Genomic DNA, 21,690 nt, shown 5'->3' with positions numbered 1-21,690 from the left:
GTGCGGTTGGTGACGGTGTCTTCCGTACCGGAAAGTGGGTTTGATTCTCGCGACCCTGACCTCAAAGGTGTCTAGGCCGGGCCGAGCGGCTTTGCCCGCCGTAGGTTGCGGGCCAGATCCTCGCGGTTCTGCCGGGCCGCGTGCACCCATGCGGGCTGGCCGGGACCGGACCGCCAGGATTCGCGCAGCGGGCTGTTGTCCACCGTGTCGAAGCCGAACTGGTCGTACAACCGGGTGACCAGTTCGACCGCCTCGGGGTAGTTGCTCGACACGGACAGCGCCAGCCGGGCCGGGTCGCCGGCCGGCCGGGCCAGGCTGAACAGGCGCGGCGCCTGGATGTGCGTGAAGGCCTTGGCGACCTTCGACGCCGGGAGCTGTTCCTGGCGCAGCTCGTGCTCGGTCCTCGCGCCGGAGTCGATCACCGGGATGTGGCCGTCGCGCCAGATCATGTAGTTGTTCGTGTCCAGCACGATCTTGCCGGCGAGTTCGTCGACCGGCATGTCGTTGACGACCTTGAGCGGCACGGCGACGACGGCGAAGTCACCCGCCGCGGCGGCCTCCGCGGCGTACCCGGCGCGCGCCGCCGGCCCCAGCTCGGCGATCAGGTCGCCCAGGGTGTGCGGTCCCCGCGAGTTGGCGATGACGACCCGGTAGCCGTTCGCTGTCGCGGCGCGCGCGATCTGACTGCCGACCTCGCCGGCGCCGATGATTCCGATCGTCGTTTCACTCACCGGGCCAGGCTAGGGCGGAGCGGGGCCGGTAGAGGGGGTCCTGCCGGTCCCCGGTCTCGGCAGAGCTCTGCTTGCCGCCGGTCGCCGTGCCTAACGTCGTTCGCATGACCATCACACTGATCACCGGGGCCAACAAGGGCATCGGATTCGAGACCGCCCGGCAGCTTCGGGACCTGGGCCACGTCGTCTATCTGGGCGCGCGTGACGCCGACCGCGGCGAGAAGGCGGCGGCCGCGATCGGCGCACGGTTCGTGCGGCTCGACGTGACCGACGACGCCTCGGCGAACGACGCACTGGCGACGATCGGCTCGGCCGAGGGCCAGCTCGACGTCCTGGTGCACAACGCGGGCATCCTGGCCGACGGCCCCCTGGACGGGCCGTCGGCCCTGCGGGCGTTCGACACCAACGCGGTGGGCATCGTCCGGGTCACCGAGGCGGCCCTGCCGTTGCTGCGCAAATCGTCGAACCCGACCGTCGTCACCGTGTCCAGCAGCGCGGGCTCGTTCTGGGCGGTGAACAACCCCGACCGGCCCGAGTTCCACCTGCCGCTGGCGCTGTACTCCGCGTCCAAGGCGGCCGCCACGATGCTCACCGTCCAGTACGCCAAGTCCCAGCCGGGCATCAAGTTCAACGCGGTGGAGCCGGGCACCACGGCCACCGACATGACCGCGGCCTTCGGCATCGGCCGGCCACCGGCCGAGAGCGCCAAGGTAGTCGTGCACCTGGCCACCCTCGACCCGGACGGCCCGACCGGTACCTTCCGCGACGAAAACGGAGAACTCGCCTGGTAACGGGATCGTCTATCGTCTGGTCGTGTTCGTTGCGGGCCGCGGAGCGCGCCGGTGGGGGCTGGTTGCCTGCGGCTTTCTGCTGGTGGTGGGGTGGGGCGCGTTCTGGTGGCTGGCGGTGCCGCGGCACGAGATCTGCGCACTGACGTTTCCGGCGCCCGCCGGGTGTGGCGCCGGGCGGGTTGCGGTGGCCGCGCTGTGGTCCCTGATCACCGCGGTTCTCTACGGTGTCGCGCTGCTCGTCGCGGTGCGGGCGCCGCGGAGCCGGTGGCCGGTCACCGTCGCGCTCGCGCTGATCCTCGCCGTGGTGTACGGCTTCTTCGCGGTGTTGTACGCCTGATCCCGGGCACCTACGGGCCGAGGTGGCGCAGGACCGCGAGGACCCGGCGGTTGTCGGCCTCACCGGGCGGCAGGCCCAGCTTGTCGAAGATGTTCGCCACGTGCTTCTCCACGGTCCCGCCGGTCACCACGAGCGCCCGGGCGATGCCGGCGTTCGAACGGCCCTCCGCCATCAGCGTGAGGACGTCGCGTTCGCGGGACGTGAGCGCGGCCAGGCCGTCGGCGCGGCGGCCGACGCGCAGCAGCCGGCCGACCACCTCGGGGTCCAGGGCCGTGCCGCCGGCGGCGACCCGCTCCAGAGCGTCGGTGAACTCGGCCACGTCGGCCACCCGCTCCTTCAGCAGGTAGCCGGCTCCCGCCGCGTTGCCTTCCAGCAGCCGGGCGGTGTATTCGGTCTCGATGTACTGCGACAGCACGAGCACGCCGGTGCCGGGGTGCCGGCGGCGGATCTCGAGGGCGGCGCGCAGGCCCTCGTCGGTGTGCGTCGGCGGCATCCGGATGTCGGCCACCACCACGTCCGGCTGGTGTTCGGCCACCGCGGCCAGCAGCGCTTCGCCGTCGCCGACGGCGGCGCACACGTGGTGGCCGTGGTCCTCGATCAGCCGGGTCAGGCCCGCGCGGAACAGGGCCGCGTCCTCGGCGATCACGACGTGCGCGGTCATGCGCGGGTGGGGAGTTCGACGGTGACCTTCGTCGGGCCGCCGGGCGGGCTGGCGATCGTGAGGCGGCCGTCCACCACGGCGACCCGCTGGGCCAGGCCGGACAGGCCGGAGCCGCGGGCCGGGTCGGCGCCACCGCTGCCGTCGTCGGCGACGCTGAGCACCAGCACGTCGCGTTGCCGGGCCGCCCGTACGCCGATGGTGTCGGCATTGCTGTGTTTGGCCGCGTTGGCCAGCAGTTCGGTGGCGCAGAAGTAGGCGATGGTCTCGATCGCGGGGGTGGGCCGGACCAGGATGCTGACCGTCAGTTCGACCGGGATCGCGCTGTCGGCGGTCAGCGTGGCGAGGGCGTCGGCCAGGCCGTTGTCGAGCACCGGTGGGTGGATGCCGCGGACCAGGCCGCGCAGCTCGCCGAGGGCGTCCTTGGCGCCCCGGAGCGCGGCGTCGACCAACTCGCGGGCCGCCGTGGCGTCCGGCACCTCGCCGCTCGCGCCGAGTTTCTCCCGGGCCATGCCGAGGTTCATGGCCAGCGTGGCCAGCCGCATCTGGGCGCCGTCGTGCAGGTCCCGTTCGAGCCGCCGCAGCAGGGCGGCGGAGTCGTCCACCGCGAGCGCCCGGCTGCGCTCCAGGTCGTGGACCCGTTGCGCCAGCCGGCCCGGCCCGAGCAGAGCCCGGATCAGCCAGGCGTCGGCGGATGTCACGGCCCGGACGGCCCAGGGGGCGACCAGCAGCATCGCCGCGCCGGCCGCGGCGGCGGCGAACGTGCCGGGGAAGGTCGCAACGTGGAACGCACCGAACGGCGTGAAGAACGGCAGCGGACTCAGCCGAACCTCCGGCGGGTGGTTGCGGAACCCGCCCCACAGGAGCGGGTAGCTCAGATTGACCAGCCCGGCGATCCAGAGGAACACGGCGTACAGCTGGAGCAGCCCGACCGGCAGCCGGGCCAGCAGGTAGACGACGACCCGCCAGCCGCCGCCGTCGAGCGGGCCCGGCCGGGCCGGCGGCGGCGCGCCGACCCGTACGCCGAGCAACCGGGTCGCGAGTGAGCGCCGAGCCGAGCCGAGGCGCCGGGCCGCCGCGGTCGACACCAGCAGCACGAGCAGCAGTCCGACGGCGGCGGCGGCGACGGCCATCTCGGCCGGAGACGGGTCACCCCGCCCGATCAGAGCCGCCGTGGTGACGACGAGGACCGGCGGGCTGATCAGCGTGAGCGGCAGTCCGGCCAGGCAGAACAGCAGCTCGCGGCCCGCGCGCCGGGTGAACGGCGTGATCACCGGTAGGCCCATGTCGTCATCCTCCTGCCTACGCGTCCCGCTTGGCCAGCAGCCAGCCGCCGGCCGTCAGCGCGATCGCCGCGTACAGCGCCAGCACGCCGAGTCCGGCCCACGCGGACAGGAACTCCGGACAGGACGGTCCGCAGTCGACCGGTCTGGTCGTGCTCAGCGAGTTCTCCAAAATCAGGATCGGCATGTACGCCGCGGCGCCGTGCGCGAGGAAGCCGATGACCTGCGCGATCACGTAGACGCCGGCCACCAGTACGCCGACCGCGGCCGCGCTGTGCCGGACGATCGCGCCGAGGCCCAGGCCGAGCAGCCCGATCAGGCAGAACGCGGCGCCGGTCAGCACCACCGCCCGCAGCACGCCGGGCTGGCCGAGAGTGGGTGCCGCGATGCCGTGCCGCAGCGTGGCCGCCTCGGCGAAGAACGCGGTGAACGCCGCCGCCTCCCCGACGATCAGGGTCACGACGCCGAACACCACCGCCTTGGCCATCAGGGCCAGCGGGCGCCGCGGGATGACGGCCAGCGTGGCCCGGATGGTTCCCGAGCTGTACTCGCCGGTCATGGTCAGTACGCCCAGCGCACCCGCCAGCAGCAGGCCGGGGACCACGCCGGCCAGCGCGTTGTTGACCAGGTCGGCGGAGGCGTCGCGGCTGTTCCGGCCGACCGCGACCGCGATGCCGACCGTTCCGGCCGCCGTGACGGCCAGGGTCCACCAGGTGGAGCGCAGGCTGCGCAGCTTGATCCATTCCATCCGGGCCGCCTGCGCCAGCCCGTACCGGTCCGTGGTTCCGCTCATGACGTCGCTCCCCGGTATTCGACCTCGGTGTCGGTGAGCCGGAAGAAGGCGTCCTCCAGCGACGCGGACCCGGCCGACATCTCGGCGACGGTCGTGTCGGCGAGCAGCCGGCCCCGGCCGATCACCACCAGCCGCTCGGCGGTCAGCGCCATCTCGCTGATCAGATGACTGGACACGAACACCGTGCGGCCCTGCGCCGCCAGCGACTTCAGCAGGTCGCGGATCCACCGGACCCCCTCCGGATCGAGCCCGTTGACCGGCTCGTCCAGCAGCAGCACCGCCGGATCGCCCAGCAGCGCCGCGGCCACCCCGAGGCGCTGCCCCATGCCGAGCGAGAACTTCCCGGCCCGCCGCCCGGCCGCGCCGGTCAGGCCGACCATGTCGATCACCTCGTCGACCCGGGTCCGCGGGATCGCGTTGCCGGCGGCCAGCGCGGCCAGGTGACCGCGTGCGCTGCGGCCCGGGTGGAACGCCCTGGCCTCGAGCAGAGCGCCGACCTCGCGCAGCGGCCAGCGCAGCTCGCGGTAGCGCCGGCCGCCGATCCGGGCCTGGCCGGCGTCGGGCCGGTCCAGCCCGAGGATCAGCCGCATGGTGGTGGACTTGCCCGACCCGTTGGGGCCGAGGAAGCCGGTGACGCTGCCGGGCCGCACGTCGAAGCTGAGCGCGTCGACCGCGATCGTCGGTCCGTACCGCCTGGTGAGTTCCCGGGCCTCGATCATCCGAGCTCCTTCCGTAGCTGGTGCTTACGGAAGATGACGCTAGGGACGCGGGCGTCCGGAAAGGATCCGGCTGACGCCCGTCTTCGGCTGGGGGATTACCCCCACAGCCTCAGAGCAGGCCCTTCGCGGTGGCCAGCGCGTACGCGGCGAGCAGGGCGCCGTCGGTGATCTCGCCGGCCGCGATCAGCGCACGCAACTCGTCCGCCGTCATCAGGCGGAACTCGTCGACGCCCTCCAGCATGGCGTCCTCGGGCAGGGCGAAGCCGCGGGGGTCTCCCACTGCCGGTCGCGGATGTTGTGCCGGAACTGGCGGGTCAGCAGGATCCGTCCGTCGCCGAAGACCGGCAGGATCACCGCGCCGGCGCCGGCCGCCTGGCCGATCACCCGGATGTACGGGCCGGTCGAGCCGTCCCGGAACTCCACCGTGTCGCGGAGCGCGATGACGAACGCGTCCTCGTAGATCACGCCCATGTCGCCGTACTCCTCGGGCCGGCCATTCTCGCGCAGCCGGGCCGCGGAGCGGTCGGCGACGTCCTCCTGCACCGCCGGATGCTCCTTACCCGGAGCTTAGGTCCCCGGCCGACCGGCTCGGGGTGCTGGGCCGGCGCGGGACAGGTGTGGACTCGGCATGATCGAATGCAGTAAATTCCGCTCGCCGAAGATCCAGGGGAGGCGGCGGAATGACAACTGCGGAACGGGTGAACCTGCTGGTTCCGGCCGAGGTGGTGCCTCGGTTGTCCATCCCGGAGACGGGCGGGGCGAGGCCCGCGCCGATCCGCGGTGGTGACCTGTTCGTGCGTGGTGTGCCGGCCGCCGTGGCCGAGCAGTGGATCGAGCGCAACCCGGGCGTGCACACCGTGTCGCGGCGGCCGGTGGTGCGCCGCTACCCGGCTCGTACGTACACGATCGCGGCCGTTCTGGTGTTGATCGTCGCGGTGCAGGCGGTGATCGTCCCGGCGGTCGGCGAAACCGGCAACCCGTTCTGGGTGTGGCTGTTCGCGCCGGCGCTGGCCGCGACCGGCATCACCCTGGCCTACAAGTCGATCCCGTTCGACCATGTCCGCTTTCGTTAGGTCATCGCCTTGGTGCAGAGCACATCCGGCATCGGCAGGTAGCCGAGCTCCTGCCAGAAGCGCAGGCCGGCGGTGTTGTCCGGCAGCACCAGCAGGTTGACCCGCGGGCAGCCGAGGGCCTTCAGGCGCTGCTCCAACTCGCCGACCAGGGCACTGGCGATGCCCCGGCGGCGATGGCCGGGGTGGACGGCCAGGCGCAGGATCCAGCCGCGACGGCCGTCGTAGGTGCCCATCACCACGCCGGCAACGGCGAGGCCGTCCTCGGCGACCAGGAACAACTCCGGGTCGCGGGTCAGCTTCGCCGCCAGTTCGGCGCGGGGCACGACCTCGCGGCCGGCGGTGGCCCACACCGCGGCGACGGCGTCGTAGTCGGGCCAGGCGAACTGGCGGATCCTCACAGCGCCGGCCCGAGGTAGACGAAGGCCTCGTCGAGCAGGGCCACCGGGTCGTCGGTAGCGCCGGGGGCGGACCAGCGGCGCAGGACCGTGACGAAGGCGGCGAGGGCGGTGCCGGCGGCCAGATCGGCCCGGAACGGCTCGACACCGCGGGCGGTCAGGGCGTCGGCCAGCATGGTCTGCCACTGGGACTGGCGTTCCAGGAAGCGGGCCAGCAGGGACGGGGTGACCAGGACCAGCTGCACCACCCGCAGCGCCTTGTCGCGGGAGTCGCGGCAGTCGTCGATCGCTTCGGCGAGGGCGTGCCGCAGGACCACCGCCGGTGGCTCGGCCGGCGGGCGGGAGGCGATCGTGTCGCGCATGACGTCGCCCAGGTAGGCCAGCAGCTGGACGAGGACGTCCTCCTTGGACGCGAAATAGCGGAAGAACGTGCGGCGGGACACCCCGGCGGTGGCCACGATCTCGTCGACCGTGGTGACCTCGAAACCCTTGACGGCCATCAGTTGCAGAGCGGCCTCGGTCAGCTCGTCGACCACCAACTGACGCTTCCGGTCGGCGAGATTCATGCGGTGAGGATACGGTACGCCTCCGTTGACACTCAGTGCCATCGACGGCAATATGTGTCGCATGGGGATTCCCGATCAGACCGGCCGGGTCGCGGTCATCACCGGCGCCACCAGCGGGCTCGGCCTCGTCATGGCACGCGAGTTGGCCGGGGCCGGGGCCCAGCTGATCATCGGGGCCCGCGACCCGGCGAGGATCGCCCCGCTTCCCGGGACGGGGCACACGGCGTACACCCTGGATCTGGCCGATCTGGAATCCGTGCGCGAGTTCACGACGGCCGTGCGCGGCGGCCATGGCCGCCTTGATCTTCTGATCAACGACGCCGGCATCATGGCGGTGCCCCGGACGCTGAGCGCGCAAGGGTACGAGCTTCAGTTCGCCGTCAACCATCTCGGCCACTTCGCGCTGACCACCGGGCTGCTCGACCGCATCGACGGGCGGGTCGTCACCGTGACGTCGGTGCTGCACCGCAAGGGCCGCCTCGACCTCGACGACCTGACCGCCGCGAACGGGTATTCGCCGACCGACGCCTACAACCGGTCCAAGCTGGCCAACATGGTCTTCGCGCTGGAGCTGAGCCGGCGGTGGGCGGGCGTCAGCGTCGCCGCCCACCCCGGCTACGCGGCCACCGGGCTGCAGGGTTCGGTGCCGCCCGGGCTGTACCGGTTCCTGCTCACCCGGATCGGCAACCCGCTGATCGCGGTCTCCGCCGAGAAGGGCGCGCGGCCACTGCTCCATGCGGCCACCGCGCCCGGCGTGACGAGTGGGGAGCTGATCGGGCCGGGCGGGCCGGGGGAGATGCGCGGCGCGCCGAAGGCGTTGACGCCGTCCCCGGCCGCCACCGACCCGGAGGCCGGCCGCCGCCTGTGGGCCGTTTCCGAGCAGTTGGTCGCGGCTTCGGCCTGACCGCTCAACGGTATGGCAGGTAGTGCGTGGTCGGTGACCATCGCGGCCACAGCGGAAGCGGAAGACAAGCGGTCAGCCCGTCGTACCCCGTCTCGACCGCGGCCGACCCGTCCGGAAGCGTCACGGTCACCCGGGAGCGTCGATAGGCGAAGACCTCCGACACCCGACCGGCGACGACCGACATAAGCCCGGACCCGTTCGGTCGATCTCGATCTCGGCGGCGCCGTCGAGTTCGGCTGCGAGCCGGCGGGCCAATGCCAGGGCTGGCTCCTCGTCCGGGTCAGACACGAGGACCTGCCATGTTCTTGCCCTGTCGCACGAGCTGAGCCTAGGGCCGCGGGCCTGTCACGAGGTAGCCCGCTTGGCGTTTCGTTTCACGGCAATGAATTGTTTTTTGATCGGTCACGCAACTTATCGACCGGCTCTGGGATGTCTTCCGAGGTTGGCATGATCGCTTATTAGCGGACGCGGTTCGTGGCGCGGGAGAATATGTCCATGCGGTGCCAGCAGCTTCAGCTATTCACCCGGCCGGCGACTGCCGCGATGCGTGATCGCACCCGGGCGCGTAACTATTCGCCGTCGAATGCGGAGTTTCGGCGGGAGCATGCGCGTCGTCGGCATTGGGGACTTGCTCGGCGGCACGCGATCAAGCAATGCCGGTTGCACGGCTGCTCCCGCGAGTGCGCCGAGCTGGGCCTGCATGATGAGGCCGAACCGGTCCCGCCGCTGCTGTGGCCCGACGAGGCGACCTTGACCCGGCGGCCGTCACCTGGGTGCGACGTCGCGGTCCAGGGCGACCTGTCGTCACCGGGCACGCAGCCGTCCGGCCGAGCTGATCGGGCCGCCCCCGAGCATCGGTCAGAGGCCACGGTGTGCGCTGAGCCCGGGTACCGACCGGCGGTCCTCACGTGCGTCGAGCCTGGACGCCGGGCGGAAGCCACTGCCTGGGCCGTGTCCGCACGCTCGGCCGCAGCAGCGACGCCGGCGCATGCTGCGCGCCGGGCGCACAGTGCAGGCCGCGCGGCCCGCGGGCAGTGCGGGCAGTGCGGGCAGTGCGGGCAGCGGGGGCAGCGCGGGCAGCGGGGACAGTGCGGGGGCAGAGCGGGCGGTGGGGACGGCACCCGTCGCGTCGAGTCGGCGCGGCGGACCGGGCCCGCCCGCAGTGGCGGATCGGCGCGGCCACGACGAACGACGTCGGCCGCCCACTATCGGAGCACCGTCGACGTCCCGTTCGTCCGCGACTCTCGCCCGACCCGCGACACCAGTTGGCCTAAACGTTGTCGGCGATATTGCCGGTGCCGAACTGGTCGGCCGGCACCCGATCGGGAAAGGGAAGGAAAGGACGAATTCGCCTCCGGCGCAGCGTCCTACGGGAGCGCGGAGAAGTAATTTTGGGTGGAAACAGAGATACTATATCGCCGAGCCTGAACGGGTGCACCGGAATTGTGTCGACGGCGTATCGGCGGTAAATCTGTCGGCCCCATATGTCAAATTAGCGAGATCTGGGCCTCGAGGTAGGTCAGAGCGTCCTCGGCGTCGCCGCCGGGGCCGTGCGGGCGGCGCAGGTCGGCGGTGTAGGCGGCGATGTCGGCGAGGATCCAGGTCAGCCGATAGAAGGCGATGGCGACCGCGGACGGCTGGTGGCCGGTGGCTTCCGCGTAGCGAGCCAGCCCGGCCGGGCCGTCGAGTCCGGCCGGATCGGCGAGCCGGGCAGCGTCAGCGAGTCGGGCCGGGCCGGCGAGTCCGGCAGGGCCGGGGTCGAACGGATGCTCCGTCAGTAGCCATAGGTCCCGCTCGGGTGGCGCTATCCGGGTCGTGTCCCAATCGATCAGCAGGGGGCCGGTCGGACCGTGCAGGACGTTGCCGGGGTGGGGCTCGCCGTGGGTGATCACCCAGCTGGCCGCGCCGGCCTTCAGCTCGGCGGCCAGCCGGTCCCGGTGGTCCAGCCAGGCGTGGATTTTGCGCTGGTGGGTGGCGAGCAGGCGTTGCGCGGGTGCGGCGTACGGGCCGCCTGCCCAGGGGCGGTCGAACAGCTCCGCCCGGCCCGGCAGTCGCAGGTCGGTGACCTCGGCGACGCCCGCCACGGCGGGGGTCGCCCGGTGCAGGGCGGCCACGAGGTCCAGCACCGCCTCGCGGGACGCCGTTGGGTGTGGTCCGAAGTCGCCGGAGGTGCCGGGCATCAGCGGGTACACCGCCAGTGCATGCCCGTCGCCGACTGGCCACAGCACCTGCGGGCCGTCGATCGGTGCGACCACGAAGGCGAGGCCGGCGTCGCGGCGCAGCACTGCCGCGGTCTCCAGCGCCCGGGTCAGCGGCGCGAACGAGGACGCGAACCCGAGCCGGTCCACCGTCACGAACCAGCGTTCGTCCACCGCCCGGTGGTAGCTGCCGGCCCCGATCGGCCGATATTCGAGCTGGTGGGCGGTGATGCCCCAGCCGTCGGCCAGGGCCGCTCGCACGTCGGCGTCGGTGACGCCGGGGCGGTCACGCATCGGTGAGCAGCTCGATCAGGCGGGTATAGGCGTGCGTGCTCCCGATCCGCTCCACGCCGTCCACCCTAGCTACAGGGCCTTCCCGGGGTTGAGGATGCCGAGCGGGTCGAAGACGGCCTTGATCTGCCGCTGCAGGTCGTGGCTGTCGGGGCCGAGTTCGCGGGCCAGCCAGGCCCGTTTCAGCGTGCCGACGCCGTGCTCGCCGGTCACCGTTCCGCCGAGGTCCAGGGCCAGCGCGAAGATGTCCTCGGCGGCCCGGTGCGCGGCCGGGGCGATGGCGCCGCGGCCGGTGACGATGATCGGGTGGAGGTTGCCGTCGCCGGCGTGGGCGAGGGTGCAGATCCGCACGTCGTGGCGGCGGGCGATCTCCTCGATGGACCGGATGGCGGCGGCCATGCGCGAGCGGGGGACGGCGATGTCCTCGATCAGTGGCCGGCCGAGCCGTTCGATGGCGGGCAGGGCCTGCCGCCGGGCGGCGAGCAGGGCGGCCGCCTCGGCCGGGTCGGTGCTGCTGCGCACCTCGACCGCGCCCTGCTTGAGCACCGCTTCGGCCGGGGCCGGGTCGTCGTCGACCTGCACGATCAGCAGGGCCGCCCCGGCGAGACCGAGGGCGGCCAGGGTGGCGGCGTCGAGCAACTCGGCCATGACCGGCTGGATGCGGGCGGCGGTCAGCGCGACCGAGGCGTCGGCGGCGGCCGCGAGGGAGGGGTAGGTGGCGGCGATCGTCGCGGTCGGCGGGGGCAGCGGCCGCAGCCGCAGGGTCGCCGACACCACCACCCCCAGGGTGCCCTCGGAGCCGACGAACAGGCCGGTCAGGTCGTATCCGGCGACGCCCTTCAGGGTGGCCCGGCCGGTGCTGATCAGCCGGCCGTCGGCCAGCACGACGTCCAGGCCGAGCACCGCGTCGCGGGTCACGCCGTACTTGGCGCAGCGCAGCCCGCCCGCGTTGGTGGCGATGTTCCCGCCGATGGTGGAGATCTCCACGCTGGCCGGGTCGGGCGCGTAGGCGAGGCCGAGCGCGGCGGCCGCCCGGTCCAGGTCGGCAGTGATGACGCCGGGTTCGGCGACGGCGATGCCGTCGTCCGGCCGCAGGTCGACGATCCGGTTCATCCGGCTGAGATCGAGGACGATCTCGCCGGCCCCGGCGGTGGTCGCGCCGGTCAGCGCGGTTCCGGCGCCGCGCGGCACTATTGGTGTACGGGTGGCAGAGGCGCCCCGCAACACGGCTTGGACCTCGGCCGCCGTCCGCGGGAAGGCGACCGCCGACGGCGTTCCGTCCGGTTCCACCCCGGACCGGTCGAGACGCGCGATGGCCAGCGCCTCCGGCTCCGCGGTCCACTCGACAGCGGTCGTGTCGAGCCAGTCCACGGGCCCGGTCATCGGCGCTCCCGTGCCGGGCGGATCACGCGTTCTCCAGGGTGGCCGAGGTCAGTGCCGCCGCGCCGATCGCCTGCAGGGCGACGTCCTCCTGCGGGGCGTGCACCAGGGCGGACTGCACGTCGCGGAAGTGCCGCTCGAGCGGGTTGTCGCGGTTGAGGCCGGGGTTGCCCAGCAGGCGGGTGGCCAGGGTGACGGCGGCGACCGCATGCCGGTTGGCGATCACCCGGGCGGCCAGAGCCTCGGCACCGGTCGGCGGGGTGCCGGCCGCGAAGCGGGCGGTGGCCTCCAGCAGCAGCCGTTCCGCGGTGGACAGCAGGGTCTCGATCTCGCCGGCCGCCGCCTTGAACCGGTCGGTGGTGGCGATCGGCCGGCCCAGGTTGGCCGGGACGCGTTCGTGGGCGAAGCGGTGGAACCAGTCCTGGGCGGCGCGGGCCACGCCGACGTAGATGGCGGCCAGCGGCAGGTGCAGGGCACCACCGGCGAGGTTGTCCTGTTTGGCCGGGTCGTCGGCCGGGACCAGGTCGAGGACGTCGTCGCGCGGGATCGGCACGTCGGTGAAGACCACGTCGTGGCTGCCGCTGGCGCGCAGGCCCAGTTGGTTCCAGGCGGGCACCACCTCGATGCCGAGGGTGTCGGCCGGGACGACGAACGTGCCGACCCGGGGTGCCGGCTCGTCGGTGCCGGCCCAGACCAGGAAGTAGCGCAGGCCGGCCGCGCCGGTGACGAACCGTTTCCGGCCGGACAGCGACCACCCGTTCGCCGTGCGGCGGGCGACCGTGGCCGGCAGTCCGCCCCGGGACGGGGAGCCGAGGTCGGGTTCGACCCGGCAGGTGTTCAGCAGGGCCGGCCCGGACTCCGACGCCGCCAGCACGTCGGCGTACACGGTGGCCGGCCAGGTCGGGCGCAGCGCCTGGAACAGGTGCGGGAGCTGGGTCATCGAGGCGATCAGGGCCACCGACGGGTCGCCGCGGCCCAGGGCGAGCAGGATCCGGGTTAGGCCGTCGACGCCGAGGCCGGGCCCGCCGTACTGCCGGCCCACCGTGGCGGTGAGCAGGCCGGCCTCGTGCACCGCCTGGATGCCGGTGTGCGGGAACGCGCCGCTCCGGTCGTACTCTCCGGCTCCTGCGGCCAACGCGGCCGTGACCGCCGGCAGTTGGGCGAGGTCGACGGGTTTCATGGCGTCTCGCCGGTGGCGACCGGCCGGTCCGGGTCGGCCGACCAGGCCGACCAGGAACCGGGGTATAGGGCGGCGTCGATGCCGGCCACCGCCAGGGCGGCGATCTCGTGGGCGGCGGTGACCCCGGATCCGCAGTAGACGCCGACCTGGCCCCGCACCCCGGCGAACCGCTCGCGCAGCTCGTCGGCGCTCTTGAAGAGGGGTACGCCGGCGCGCAGGTTGCCGGTGGTGGGTGCGCTGATCGCGCCCGGGATGTGCCCGGCCCGCGGGTCGATCGGTTCCACCTCGCCGCGGTAGCGCTCGCCGGCCCGGGCGTCCAGCAGGGTGCCGGTGGCCGGTAGGGTGGCGGCCTCGTCGGCGCTCAGGACCGGCAGGTGCCCGCCGTCGAGGACGATGTCGCTCGCCGGGCGCGGCCGGGCTTCGCCCTGGCCGACGCCGTAGCCTTCGGTCCGCCAGGCGGTTAGGCCGCCGTCGAGGATGCGTACGTCGGGTACGCCGGCCCAGCGCAGCAGCCACCAGGCCCGTGCGGCCGCCAGTCCGCCGGTGTTGTCGTAGACGACCACCCCGCGTTCTCGGGTGATGCCCCAGCGGCGGGCCGCCTTCTGGAGTTGCTCGATGCCCGGCAGGGGATGGCGGCCGGCGCCGGGCGCGTGCGGCCCGGAGAGCTCGGTCTCCAGGTCGACGTAGCGGGCGCCGGGGATGTGGGCCTCGCGGTAGTGGTCGGCGCCGTGCGGGTCGCCCAGCTGCCAGCGCACGTCGAGCAGCACCGGGCCGTCCGGCTCGGCCACCCGGCGGTAGAGGTCGGCCGCGGTGATCAGCACCGGCGGGCGCTCCACCTCGACGGTCAGGCCGGGCAGGGTGGCGGCGAGGTCGGCGTCGCCGAGCGTGCCGGCCGGGGTGGCCTCGGCGACCGCCCGCTGCACCCGCCGGCGGATCGCCTCGTTGTGCGGGGTCGCCACCCCGTGCAGGCGGCCGAGCAGCACGATCTCGCCGTTCAGGTAGTCGATCTCGGGTGGCACCTGCCGGGCGAGGCTCTGCCAGGTCGAGTTGCCGCCGCGTTCGTGGCCGGGGATCTCGGCGGCGCGGAAGCCGCCCGGATCGGGCTTGGCCGGGGTGATGCCGGCCGCGGCGTAGACGGCGGTGGCCTCGTCCCGCAGCGCGGCCAGGGCGGCGGCCCGCAGCGGACTGGCGGGGTAGAGCGCGTCGAGCCCGTTGACCAGGTTGCCGATCAGCTTCGCGGCCTTGTGCGCGGCGATGTCCGGCACCACGTGCGTGGTGAAACCGCCGCGGCGCAGGTCCTCGGCGATGGCGGTGACCCGCTCGGTGCCGTCCGGATAGCGGCCCAGCCACAGCACGGCCGGTTCCGGCGCGCCCCGGTTGACCACCACGCCCGGTTCGACGTGCAGGGCCGGGATCCACACCACGCCGCCGATCACCCGGGCGAACGAGCGCAGTGCGATCCGCTCGTTCTCCAGGCCGTTCTGCAGGGTGACGATCGGCAGCTCGGCGGCGGCCGTGCCGGTGCTGCCGTCGGCCCGCTTCACCGGCTGCCACGCCCACGCGGCGACGGCGGCGGCGGTGTCCTGGGTCTTGGTGGCGAGCAGCAGCACGTCGCCCTCGGCCAGTTCGGCCTCGGCCGGGCCGCTCACCACCGGCGGGTGCAGGCTGTGCTCGCCGTCCGGGCGGACGTAGCGCAGGCCGTTCGCGCGCAGCGCCTCGAGGTGCGTGCCCCGCGCCACCAGCAGGGTGTCCACTCCGGCCCGGTGCAGTTCGGCGGCGATCGACGCGCCGACCGCGCCGGCCCCGATGACGATGTAGCGGCTCACGACCGGACCGTCGCGATCACCGGCAGGTCGGCGCCGAGCCGCAGGCGCTCGAGGAAGAGGATGATGGTGGCGGCGACCGTGCGGTGGGTGACGTCGTTGAGCACGTCGTGCCGGCCGCCGGTGATCGCGACGACCGGGCCGGGGTAATGGGCGCTCGCCTCGGCGAGCGGGCTAACCGTGTCGGCGTCGCCGTGCACGCCCAGCGTGGGCAGCGCCACATTGCCTGCATGGCCGATTAGTTCGGTAGGAATTTGGGCCGAAAGAAGGGCGCCCGGGGTCGCCGCGCCACTGCCCAGCACCCGCTGGTGGTTCGGGCAGGCCGTGCGGGCCTCGACCTCGGCCGCCCAGCCCAGCAGGTTCACCGACGCCGGCCGTGGGGTCGCCACCGGCAGGCCGGCCAGGATCAGCGCGTCCAGGCCGGGGGCGCGGCGGGCGGCCAGGGTGAGCGCGAACAGGGCGCCGGTGTCCGAGCCGACGACCACCCGCGGGCCCGGCAGGGCGTCGTCCACCAGCAGTTTCCCGGCTTCGGCGAAGCCGGCCTCCAGATCGGCGGTGACGTCCGGCAGGACCCGGACCCGGTAGCCGTCGGCGGCGATGCGGCGGCCGAACCGCTCGTAGGCGGCTTCGGTCTCACCGCGGCCGGCCGCCACCAGCACGGTGCCGCGGGCGGCGATGCCGCTGGGTTCGTCGTACGCAGTCGTCATGAACGCCAGCATGCGGTCGGCCCGGCGGTGATGTCCAATACTGATATCCCATCGGAATTAAATAGAATTTCTTATCAGTTCGCTGCTAGCGTCGCCGCCATGGGACACGTGCTGGACATCGTCGCGTTGCGCAGCCTCGTCGCGGTCGCCGACTGCGGTGGCTTCCACCGGGCCGCGACCACGCTGCTGATCAGTCAGTCGGCGGTCAGCCAGCATGTTCGCCGGCTGGAGAAGGTGATCGGCCGGCCGCTGTTCGAGCGGCAGGGTCGCGGCGCCGCGTTCACCCCGGACGGGCAGGCGCTGCTCGGCGAGGCCCGCCGCATCCTGGGCGCGCACGACGACGCGCTGCGCCGGCTGGTCGGTGCCGACCGGCCCACGGTGACCGTCGGGACCACTGAGCACGCCGCCGATCTCATCCTGCCCGCCGTCACCGCGGCGCTGCCCGGCCATCAGGTCCGCTTCCGGATCGACCGCACCCGGCGCCTCGACGACGCGGTCGACCGCGGCGTGATCGACCTGGCCGTGCACCTGGCCGAGGCGTCCAGCGCCACCGGTGTGCCGGTGGGCTCGCTGCCCCTGCGGTGGTACGCGGCGCCCGGCTGGCAGCCGCCGGCCGGCCGCGGATGGCCGGTGGTGGCCATCGAGGAGCCGTGCGTGCTGCGCCGCCGGGCCTTGGCCGCGCTGGCCGCGCGAGGTCTGGACCCCTATGTGGTGTGTGACTCCGGCTATGCGGCCGGGGTGCTCGACGCCGTGCGATCCGGGCTCGGGGTGGCCCTGATGGCCGAGACGGCCTCCACTCCGGACGGCGTGGTCGCCCGGCCCGATCTGCCGCCGGTGCAGTCCGCCGACCTGCTGCTGCGGGCCCGCAACGGATCCGACCCGCGGGTGGCCGAGGCGGTCGCCGCCGAGATCCGGTCGGTGCTGGGTGTCCAGCAGCCGGGACAACTGGTTGCATAAAACCGATAGGCAAGATAGGAATTGGTCACTCGCGCCCCTCCTGGAGTGACCCCCTTGTCGACATCGCTGGAAACCCGTCCCGTGGCGGTCGCGCCGAGCGCGACCCTCGCCTCGCCGCGGCGCAAGCGCCGCATCCTCCTGCGCCTGGTCGCGCTGGTCGTGTTGTACGGGCTGTGGGAGATCGCGGCGCGCACCACGCGGAACCCGACCTTCATCCCATCCCCCGGGGCGGTCTGGCACCAGCTGATCGTCACCTCGACCGTCCACGGTGGCATCCGCGGCTACAGCGGGCACCTGCTGATCGAGCACCTCGGCGTCTCGCTGCGGCGCATCCTGATCGGCTCGGCGATCGGTGTCGCGGGTGGCCTCGTGCTCGGCCTGATCATGGGCACGGTCACCTGGTTCCGGGTGGTCACCGAGCCGGTGGTGACGTTCGTGCGGGCGCTGCCGCCCCTCGCGTACTTCAGCCTCTTCATCATCTGGTTCGGCATCGACGAGACGCCGAAGCTGTGGCTGCTCTCCATCGCCGCCCTGCCGCCGGTCGCGGTGGCCACCGCCGCGGCCGTGCTCGGCGCGCCCACCGGCCTGGTCGAGGCGGCCCGGGCGCTCGGCGCCGGCAAGTGGCAGGCGGTGCGGGACGTGGTGCTGCCGCACGCCCTGCCGGAGATCTTCACCGGCGTGCGGATCGCGGTGGGCGTCGCCTACTCGTCGGTCGTCGCCGCCGAGACCATCAACGGCGTTCCCGGCATCGGCGGCATGGTCCGCGACGCCCAGCGCTACTCGCAGACCGACGTGGTCGTCCTCGGACTGTTCGCCATCGGCCTCTCCGGCCTGCTCATCGACGCCCTGCTGCAGATCGCCGAGAAACGGCTGATCCCGTGGCGGGGTCGCGCCTAGATAGGGGAGTTTCCATGAAGAAGATCATTGGCGTGCTGGCCGCCGCCGTCGTCCTCGCCGGCTGCGGCAACGGTGCCGCCAGCGGCGGGGGCTCCTCGGCATCCGACAAGTCGATTCGCATCGCCTATCAGGCGTTCCCGAGCGGCGACCTGGTCGTGAAGAATCAGGGGCTGCTGGAGAAGGCGCTGCCCGACTACAAGATCACCTGGACGAAGTTCGACTCCGGTGCCTCGATCAACACGGCATTCGTGGCGAAGAGCCTGGACATCGCGGCCATCGGCTCGTCCCCGGTCGCCCGTGGACTGTCCGCCCCGCTGAACATCCCCTACCAGGTGGCGTTCGTGCTGGATGTGGCCGGTGACAACGAGGCGCTGGTCGCCCGCAACGGGTCCGGCGTCACCGACGTGGCCGGCCTCAAGGGCAAGAAGGTGGCCACGCCGTTCGCATCGACCGCCCACTACAGCCTGCTCGCCGCCCTGGACAAGGCGGGCGTGAAGGAATCCGAGCTCACCATCGTCGACCTCGAGCCGCAGGACATCCAGGCCGCCTGGACCCGCGGCGACCTGGACGCGGCGTACACCTGGCTGCCGTCGCTCGCCGCGCTGAAGAAGGACGGCAAGGTGCTGATCAGCAGCCGGGAGCTGGCCACCGCCGGCAAGCCGACGCTCGACCTGGGCGTGGTGTCCACCGCGTTCGCCACCGCCCACCCCGAGGCGGTCGACGCCTGGCGCAAGGCCGAGGCACAGGCGCTCGACCTGATCGCGTCGGACCCGGCCGGTGCGGCCAAGTCGATCGGCGCCGAACTCAACCTCAGCCCGGCCGAGGCGCAGGACCAGCTGTCGCAGGGCGTGTTCCTCAAGCCGGCCGACATCTCCTCGCCGGAGTGGCTGGGCACCGAGGGCAGCGTCGGCAAACTCGCCGACAACCTGGTCAGCGCGGCCGACTTCCTCAAGAAGCAGCAGAAGATCGACGCCGTGCCCGCCCTGGCCGACGTGCAGAAGGCCATCTACGTGAAGGGCCTGCCCGGTGTCCTCGGCTGACGCGGTCGTCCTGTCCGGCGTCGAACATTCCTACGGCGACGTCACCGCGGTCGGGCCGATCTCCCTCTCCGTGCCGTCCGGCGAGTTCCTCGTCCTCGTCGGTGCGTCGGGCTGCGGGAAGAGCACGCTGCTGCGGTTGATCGCCGGGTTCGAGCAGCCGACCGCGGGCACGGTGCTGGCGGCCGGGGTGCCGCCGGTGCCCGGCCGCGGTGCCGGGCTGGTCTTCCAGCAGCCGAGGCTGTTCCCGTGGCGAACGGTCGGCGGCAACATCGCCATGGCGCTGCGCTACGCCGGCCAGACCCCGACGACGGCCCGGATCGAGGCCCTCCTCGAACGGGTCGGCCTGCAGGACGTCGCCAAGCGCCGCACCTGGCAGATCTCCGGCGGCCAGCAGCAGCGGGTGGCGATCGCCCGCGCCCTGGCCGTCGACAACCCGCTGCTGCTGCTCGACGAGCCGTTCGCGGCCCTCGACGCGCTGACCCGGGAACGGCTGCAGGAGGACCTGCGCCGGGTCAGCGCGGAGACCGGCCGCACCTGCGTGTTCGTGACGCACAGCGTGGACGAGGCGGTCTTCCTCGGCAGCCGGGTGGTCGTGCTGACCCCCCGGCCCGGCCGGATCGCCCTCGACCTGCCGATCGATCTGCCGCGCACCGGGATCGACCCGGAGGAACTGCGCGGCCGGCCCGCCTTCGCCGCGGCGCGCACCCAGGTGGGTGCCGCGGTCCGACACCCGGGAGTGTTCGCATGAAAGAGCTCGAACCGCTCGGCCCGCACTTCGGGGCCATCGTGCACGGCGTCGACCTGGCCTCGGTCCCCGACACCGAGCTGGCCGCGCTGCGCGAAGCACTGGTCGACCGGAAGGTGCTGTTCTTCCGCGACCAGCTCCTCGACGACGACGGCCAGGTGGCGCTGGGCCGGCGCATCGGCGAACTGACCGCCTCCCACCCGGTGGTGGGCGGCGTCGACGAGGCCCACCCCGAGGTGTACGCGCTGGACAGCGCCGACAACGGCTTCGCCGACGTGTGGCACACCGACGTGACGTTCATGCGCCGCCCGCCGCTCGGCTCGATCCTGCGGGCAGTGACGCTGCCCCCGACCGGCGGCGACACCCAGTGGGCCGACGCGCAGCTGGCCTACGACTCGCTGTCCGCGCCGGTCCAGCGGCTGGCCGACTCGCTGACCGCGGTGCACGACGGCAACCGGGAGTTCGGCTACTACCTGGCCCAGCGCCGCGGCGGCAAGGGCAACGAGTGGGACGGCGAGGTGGTCACCCAGCTGACCCCGGTCGAGCACCCGGTGGTGCGGGTGCACCCGGAGACCGGCCGCAAGGGCATCTTCGTGAACCCGGGTTTCACCTCGCACATCGTCGGGGTGTCCGAGTTCGAGAGCCGGGGCATCCTCGACCTGCTCTACGCCCACCTGACCAAGCCGGAGCACATCGTCAAGCACCGCTGGCGCCCCGGCGACGTGGCCATGTGGGACAACCGCAGCACCGCCCACTACGCCAACCGCGACTACGGCACCCAGCGCCGCGTCATGCACCGCATCACCCTGCGCGGCGACGTCCCGGTCGGCGTCTGAGACACGGGCCGGGGCGGCAGCGCCCCGGCCCCGCCGCCCTGATCGACAGCTACCAGAAGACGTGTTCAACTCGGCCGTGGCGACGTTGAGCGCGGCCGGGCGGGCATTCCATATCGCGGGCCCACGATCCCGCCCTGCGGGCGACGCTCCCATTTTCCGGGCACGGCACCCCGATATGCCGTCTATATCCGGCAACGACCGGACGACCCGCGGCGAACTTGTCGAGTTCGCATCCCGCTCTGTGCCGCACTTTCCAAGATCTCGCGGGAAAACGCGGCGGGTGAAACCGCACAACCTCTCACGCGCCCACCCGGCCCGGCGCCATTGCAGATCGTGCGGACTTGCGGCTCTGTCCGCACGGTGAGTCCACAAGATCGGGGTCGGGCCCGCCCGCAGCGGGTGCGCGGAGGGTGGGGTGCACCTGCCGGGACCGCGTGTCAGGGGACTGAGCCGGCCCGTACGGAAAAGGTTTGATTGAAAGCGCGCCGAAGCTGGGAATCCTTCCTTTCTGGATACTGGCGAGCCTTCGACCCGCGAAGATTTCTAGAAGGCGTAGTAGTCCTCGGTGATCACCGGCTGGAAACCGAGCGACGTGTAGAGCTTCAGGGCGCGGTCGTTGCTGGTCTCCACCTCCAGGTGGACGACGGTGGCGCCGTCGGCGCGGGCCGTTCGGCACAGGCGGTGCAGGACGTCCCGGCCGATGCCGCGGCCCTGGAGGTCGGGGTGGACGACGAAGCCGTAGACGCCGGCCCGGTCGCCTTCCCGGTGCAGGCGGGCGGTGCCGACCGGCCGGCCGTCGCGCTCGACCACGAGGGTGTTCGGGTCGTGGCCGGCCGACTCGGGCGGCTCCCAGCCGAAACCTAGCCGCAGGAGTTCCCGCACGGCCGGCTGGTCGGCCTCGGTGGCGGGGCGCACGGTGATCCGGGGGTCGGCGGGCACGTCGACCGGGTCGCCGGGCATCTCCAGGGCATGCTCGCTGTGGTCGGGGCGGCCGCCGTGCCGCTCGGCCAATGACCGGCCGGCGACCGAGGGCCGGGGCACGACCAGCAGCACCGAGCTGTGCTCGCGCTCCTGGCACAGCTTCAGGCCGGCGCTCAGCAGCGCGGTGCCGATCCCTCGGCCCCGGGCCGCCGGATCGACCATGCCGGCCAGCTCCAGGGCCGGCGCGCCGTGCGCGTAGACGCCCAGGAACCCGAGCAGCCGCTCGCCGTCCCAGCACAGGACGTCCTCGACTGTCTCGCCGGAGCGGTGGCGCAACGCGTTCCACTCCAGTTTCAGCCGCCCGCCGTCGGCCGCGACCACGCGGTGCTCCAGATCGGCGATGGCTTGCAGAGCGGCCGGTGACAGCCCGGCGGAGAGGGTGACCATGGTGCCACCCCATCACGC

General features: G+C 72.8%; 24 protein-coding genes and 1 pseudogene. 9 read left to right on the top strand and 16 right to left on the bottom strand.

Annotated elements, in window-relative coordinates:
- Positions 1–71: 71 nt before the first annotated feature.
- Positions 72–731: an NADPH-dependent F420 reductase gene (locus Ato02nite_RS33975; protein ID WP_213010762.1), complete on the bottom strand. Its 660-nt coding sequence runs from the start codon at positions 729–731 to the stop codon at positions 72–74.
- A 104-nt stretch (positions 732–835) separates the two neighbouring features.
- Here Ato02nite_RS33975 and Ato02nite_RS33970 point away from each other — a divergent pair, with 104 nt between their 5' ends.
- Together Ato02nite_RS33970 and Ato02nite_RS33965 are read left to right on the top strand one after the other, a co-directional pair.
- On the top strand, positions 836–1,522 hold the full coding sequence (locus Ato02nite_RS33970; RefSeq protein ID WP_213010761.1) for an SDR family NAD(P)-dependent oxidoreductase: 687 nt from the start codon (positions 836–838) through the stop codon (positions 1,520–1,522).
- A 22-nt stretch (positions 1,523–1,544) separates the two neighbouring features.
- Entirely contained in the window at positions 1,545–1,859 is a 315-nt protein-coding gene (locus tag Ato02nite_RS33965) for a hypothetical protein (RefSeq protein ID WP_213010760.1), read from the top strand.
- Positions 1,860–1,869: 10 nt separating this feature from the next.
- On the opposite strand, the gene Ato02nite_RS33960 is transcribed toward Ato02nite_RS33965, so the two are convergent.
- The 6 genes from Ato02nite_RS33960 to Ato02nite_RS33940 all read right to left on the bottom strand — a co-directional run bounded on the left by Ato02nite_RS33960 (position 1,870) and on the right by Ato02nite_RS33940 (position 5,855).
- Positions 1,870–2,520, bottom strand: coding sequence for a response regulator transcription factor (locus tag Ato02nite_RS33960; protein WP_213010759.1), 651 nt, complete (start codon positions 2,518–2,520; stop codon positions 1,870–1,872).
- On the bottom strand, positions 2,517–3,803 hold the full coding sequence (locus tag Ato02nite_RS33955; protein ID WP_213010758.1) for a sensor histidine kinase: 1,287 nt from the start codon (positions 3,801–3,803) through the stop codon (positions 2,517–2,519). Before Ato02nite_RS33955 ends, Ato02nite_RS33960 begins: the two co-directional genes overlap by 4 nt.
- A gap of 16 nt (positions 3,804–3,819) precedes the next feature.
- Positions 3,820–4,593, bottom strand: coding sequence for an ABC transporter permease subunit (locus Ato02nite_RS33950; RefSeq protein WP_213010757.1), 774 nt, complete (start codon positions 4,591–4,593; stop codon positions 3,820–3,822).
- Complete coding sequence (locus tag Ato02nite_RS33945; protein ID WP_213010756.1) at positions 4,590–5,312, bottom strand: ABC transporter ATP-binding protein; 723 nt, start codon at positions 5,310–5,312, stop codon at positions 4,590–4,592. The genes Ato02nite_RS33950 and Ato02nite_RS33945 overlap by 4 nt, the downstream gene beginning before the upstream one ends.
- Before the next feature lie 109 nt (positions 5,313–5,421).
- Entirely contained in the window at positions 5,422–5,553 is a 132-nt protein-coding gene (locus tag Ato02nite_RS52660; protein ID WP_281419867.1) for a hypothetical protein, read from the bottom strand.
- On the bottom strand, positions 5,523–5,855 hold the full coding sequence (locus Ato02nite_RS33940; protein ID WP_213010755.1) for an NUDIX hydrolase: 333 nt from the start codon (positions 5,853–5,855) through the stop codon (positions 5,523–5,525). The genes Ato02nite_RS52660 and Ato02nite_RS33940 overlap by 31 nt, the downstream gene beginning before the upstream one ends.
- Positions 5,856–5,992: 137 nt before the next feature.
- On the opposite strand from Ato02nite_RS33940, the gene Ato02nite_RS33935 reads away from it, so the two are divergent.
- Positions 5,993–6,385, top strand: coding sequence for a hypothetical protein (locus tag Ato02nite_RS33935; protein WP_213010754.1), 393 nt, complete (start codon positions 5,993–5,995; stop codon positions 6,383–6,385).
- On the opposite strand, the gene Ato02nite_RS33930 is transcribed toward Ato02nite_RS33935, so the two are convergent.
- The gene (locus Ato02nite_RS33930) at positions 6,382–6,783 is read right to left on the bottom strand and encodes a GNAT family acetyltransferase (RefSeq protein ID WP_213010753.1); all 402 of its coding nucleotides are present in this window, start codon (positions 6,781–6,783) and stop codon (positions 6,382–6,384) included. The genes Ato02nite_RS33935 and Ato02nite_RS33930 overlap by 4 nt on opposite strands.
- Positions 6,780–7,346 (bottom strand): TetR family transcriptional regulator, encoded by a 567-nt coding sequence (locus Ato02nite_RS33925; protein ID WP_213010752.1) that lies wholly within the window; start codon positions 7,344–7,346, stop codon positions 6,780–6,782. Before Ato02nite_RS33925 ends, Ato02nite_RS33930 begins: the two co-directional genes overlap by 4 nt.
- A 61-nt stretch (positions 7,347–7,407) precedes the next feature.
- On the opposite strand from Ato02nite_RS33925, the gene Ato02nite_RS33920 reads away from it, so the two are divergent.
- Complete coding sequence (locus Ato02nite_RS33920) at positions 7,408–8,250, top strand: SDR family NAD(P)-dependent oxidoreductase (RefSeq protein ID WP_246607767.1); 843 nt, start codon at positions 7,408–7,410, stop codon at positions 8,248–8,250.
- A 1,487-nt stretch (positions 8,251–9,737) separates the two neighbouring features.
- On the opposite strand, the gene Ato02nite_RS33915 is transcribed toward Ato02nite_RS33920, so the two are convergent.
- The 6 genes and pseudogenes from Ato02nite_RS33915 to Ato02nite_RS33895 form a co-directional block, all read right to left on the bottom strand.
- The gene (locus tag Ato02nite_RS33915; RefSeq protein ID WP_246607765.1) at positions 9,738–10,742 is read right to left on the bottom strand and encodes an aminoglycoside phosphotransferase family protein; all 1,005 of its coding nucleotides are present in this window, start codon (positions 10,740–10,742) and stop codon (positions 9,738–9,740) included.
- A gap of 69 nt (positions 10,743–10,811) precedes the next feature.
- A complete protein-coding gene (locus Ato02nite_RS33910; protein WP_213010751.1) occupies positions 10,812–12,122 on the bottom strand; it encodes an FAD-binding oxidoreductase in 1,311 nt (436 codons plus the stop codon).
- Positions 12,123–12,144: 22 nt separating this feature from the next.
- Positions 12,145–13,299, bottom strand: coding sequence for an acyl-CoA dehydrogenase family protein (locus Ato02nite_RS33905; RefSeq protein WP_213010750.1), 1,155 nt, complete (start codon positions 13,297–13,299; stop codon positions 12,145–12,147).
- Positions 13,296–14,135 carry a sulfurtransferase gene (locus Ato02nite_RS53355; RefSeq protein ID WP_438873091.1) on the bottom strand — a complete coding sequence of 280 codons (840 nt, stop codon included), beginning with the start codon at positions 14,133–14,135 and terminating at the stop codon, positions 13,296–13,298. Before Ato02nite_RS53355 ends, Ato02nite_RS33905 begins: the two co-directional genes overlap by 4 nt.
- A 99-nt stretch (positions 14,136–14,234) precedes the next feature.
- A pseudogene (locus tag Ato02nite_RS53350) lies at positions 14,235–15,125 on the bottom strand (ketopantoate reductase family protein); the annotation flags it as partial.
- Positions 15,122–15,829, bottom strand: a complete 708-nt coding sequence (locus Ato02nite_RS33895; protein ID WP_213010748.1) for an alpha/beta hydrolase — start codon at positions 15,827–15,829, stop codon at positions 15,122–15,124. The pseudogene Ato02nite_RS53350 and the gene Ato02nite_RS33895, both read right to left, overlap by 4 nt.
- A gap of 99 nt (positions 15,830–15,928) precedes the next feature.
- Here Ato02nite_RS33895 and Ato02nite_RS33890 point away from each other — a divergent pair, with 99 nt between their 5' ends.
- The 5 genes from Ato02nite_RS33890 to Ato02nite_RS33870 are packed head-to-tail and all read left to right on the top strand — an operon-like array spanning position 15,929 to position 20,304.
- Entirely contained in the window at positions 15,929–16,786 is an 858-nt protein-coding gene (locus tag Ato02nite_RS33890) for a LysR family transcriptional regulator (protein ID WP_213010747.1), read from the top strand.
- Between the two features lie 45 nt (positions 16,787–16,831).
- Positions 16,832–17,683: an ABC transporter permease gene (locus Ato02nite_RS33885; RefSeq protein ID WP_438873090.1), complete on the top strand. Its 852-nt coding sequence runs from the start codon at positions 16,832–16,834 to the stop codon at positions 17,681–17,683.
- Positions 17,684–17,697: 14 nt separating this feature from the next.
- Positions 17,698–18,723 carry a taurine ABC transporter substrate-binding protein gene (locus Ato02nite_RS33880; RefSeq protein WP_213010745.1) on the top strand — a complete coding sequence of 342 codons (1,026 nt, stop codon included), beginning with the start codon at positions 17,698–17,700 and terminating at the stop codon, positions 18,721–18,723.
- Positions 18,710–19,471, top strand: coding sequence for an ABC transporter ATP-binding protein (locus Ato02nite_RS33875; protein ID WP_213010744.1), 762 nt, complete (start codon positions 18,710–18,712; stop codon positions 19,469–19,471). The genes Ato02nite_RS33880 and Ato02nite_RS33875 overlap by 14 nt, the downstream gene beginning before the upstream one ends.
- Positions 19,468–20,304 (top strand): TauD/TfdA dioxygenase family protein, encoded by an 837-nt coding sequence (locus Ato02nite_RS33870; protein ID WP_213010743.1) that lies wholly within the window; start codon positions 19,468–19,470, stop codon positions 20,302–20,304. The genes Ato02nite_RS33875 and Ato02nite_RS33870 overlap by 4 nt, the downstream gene beginning before the upstream one ends.
- A 543-nt stretch (positions 20,305–20,847) precedes the next feature.
- Here Ato02nite_RS33870 and Ato02nite_RS33865 read toward each other — a convergent pair.
- On the bottom strand, positions 20,848–21,672 hold the full coding sequence (locus Ato02nite_RS33865) for a GNAT family N-acetyltransferase (RefSeq protein WP_213010742.1): 825 nt from the start codon (positions 21,670–21,672) through the stop codon (positions 20,848–20,850).
- Positions 21,673–21,690 lie beyond the last annotated feature (18 nt).

The organism is Paractinoplanes toevensis, assembly GCF_018332695.1.
Taxonomy (GTDB): domain Bacteria; phylum Actinomycetota; class Actinomycetes; order Mycobacteriales; family Micromonosporaceae; genus Actinoplanes; species Actinoplanes toevensis.
This window is presented reverse-complemented; position numbering and strand designations above follow the sequence as displayed.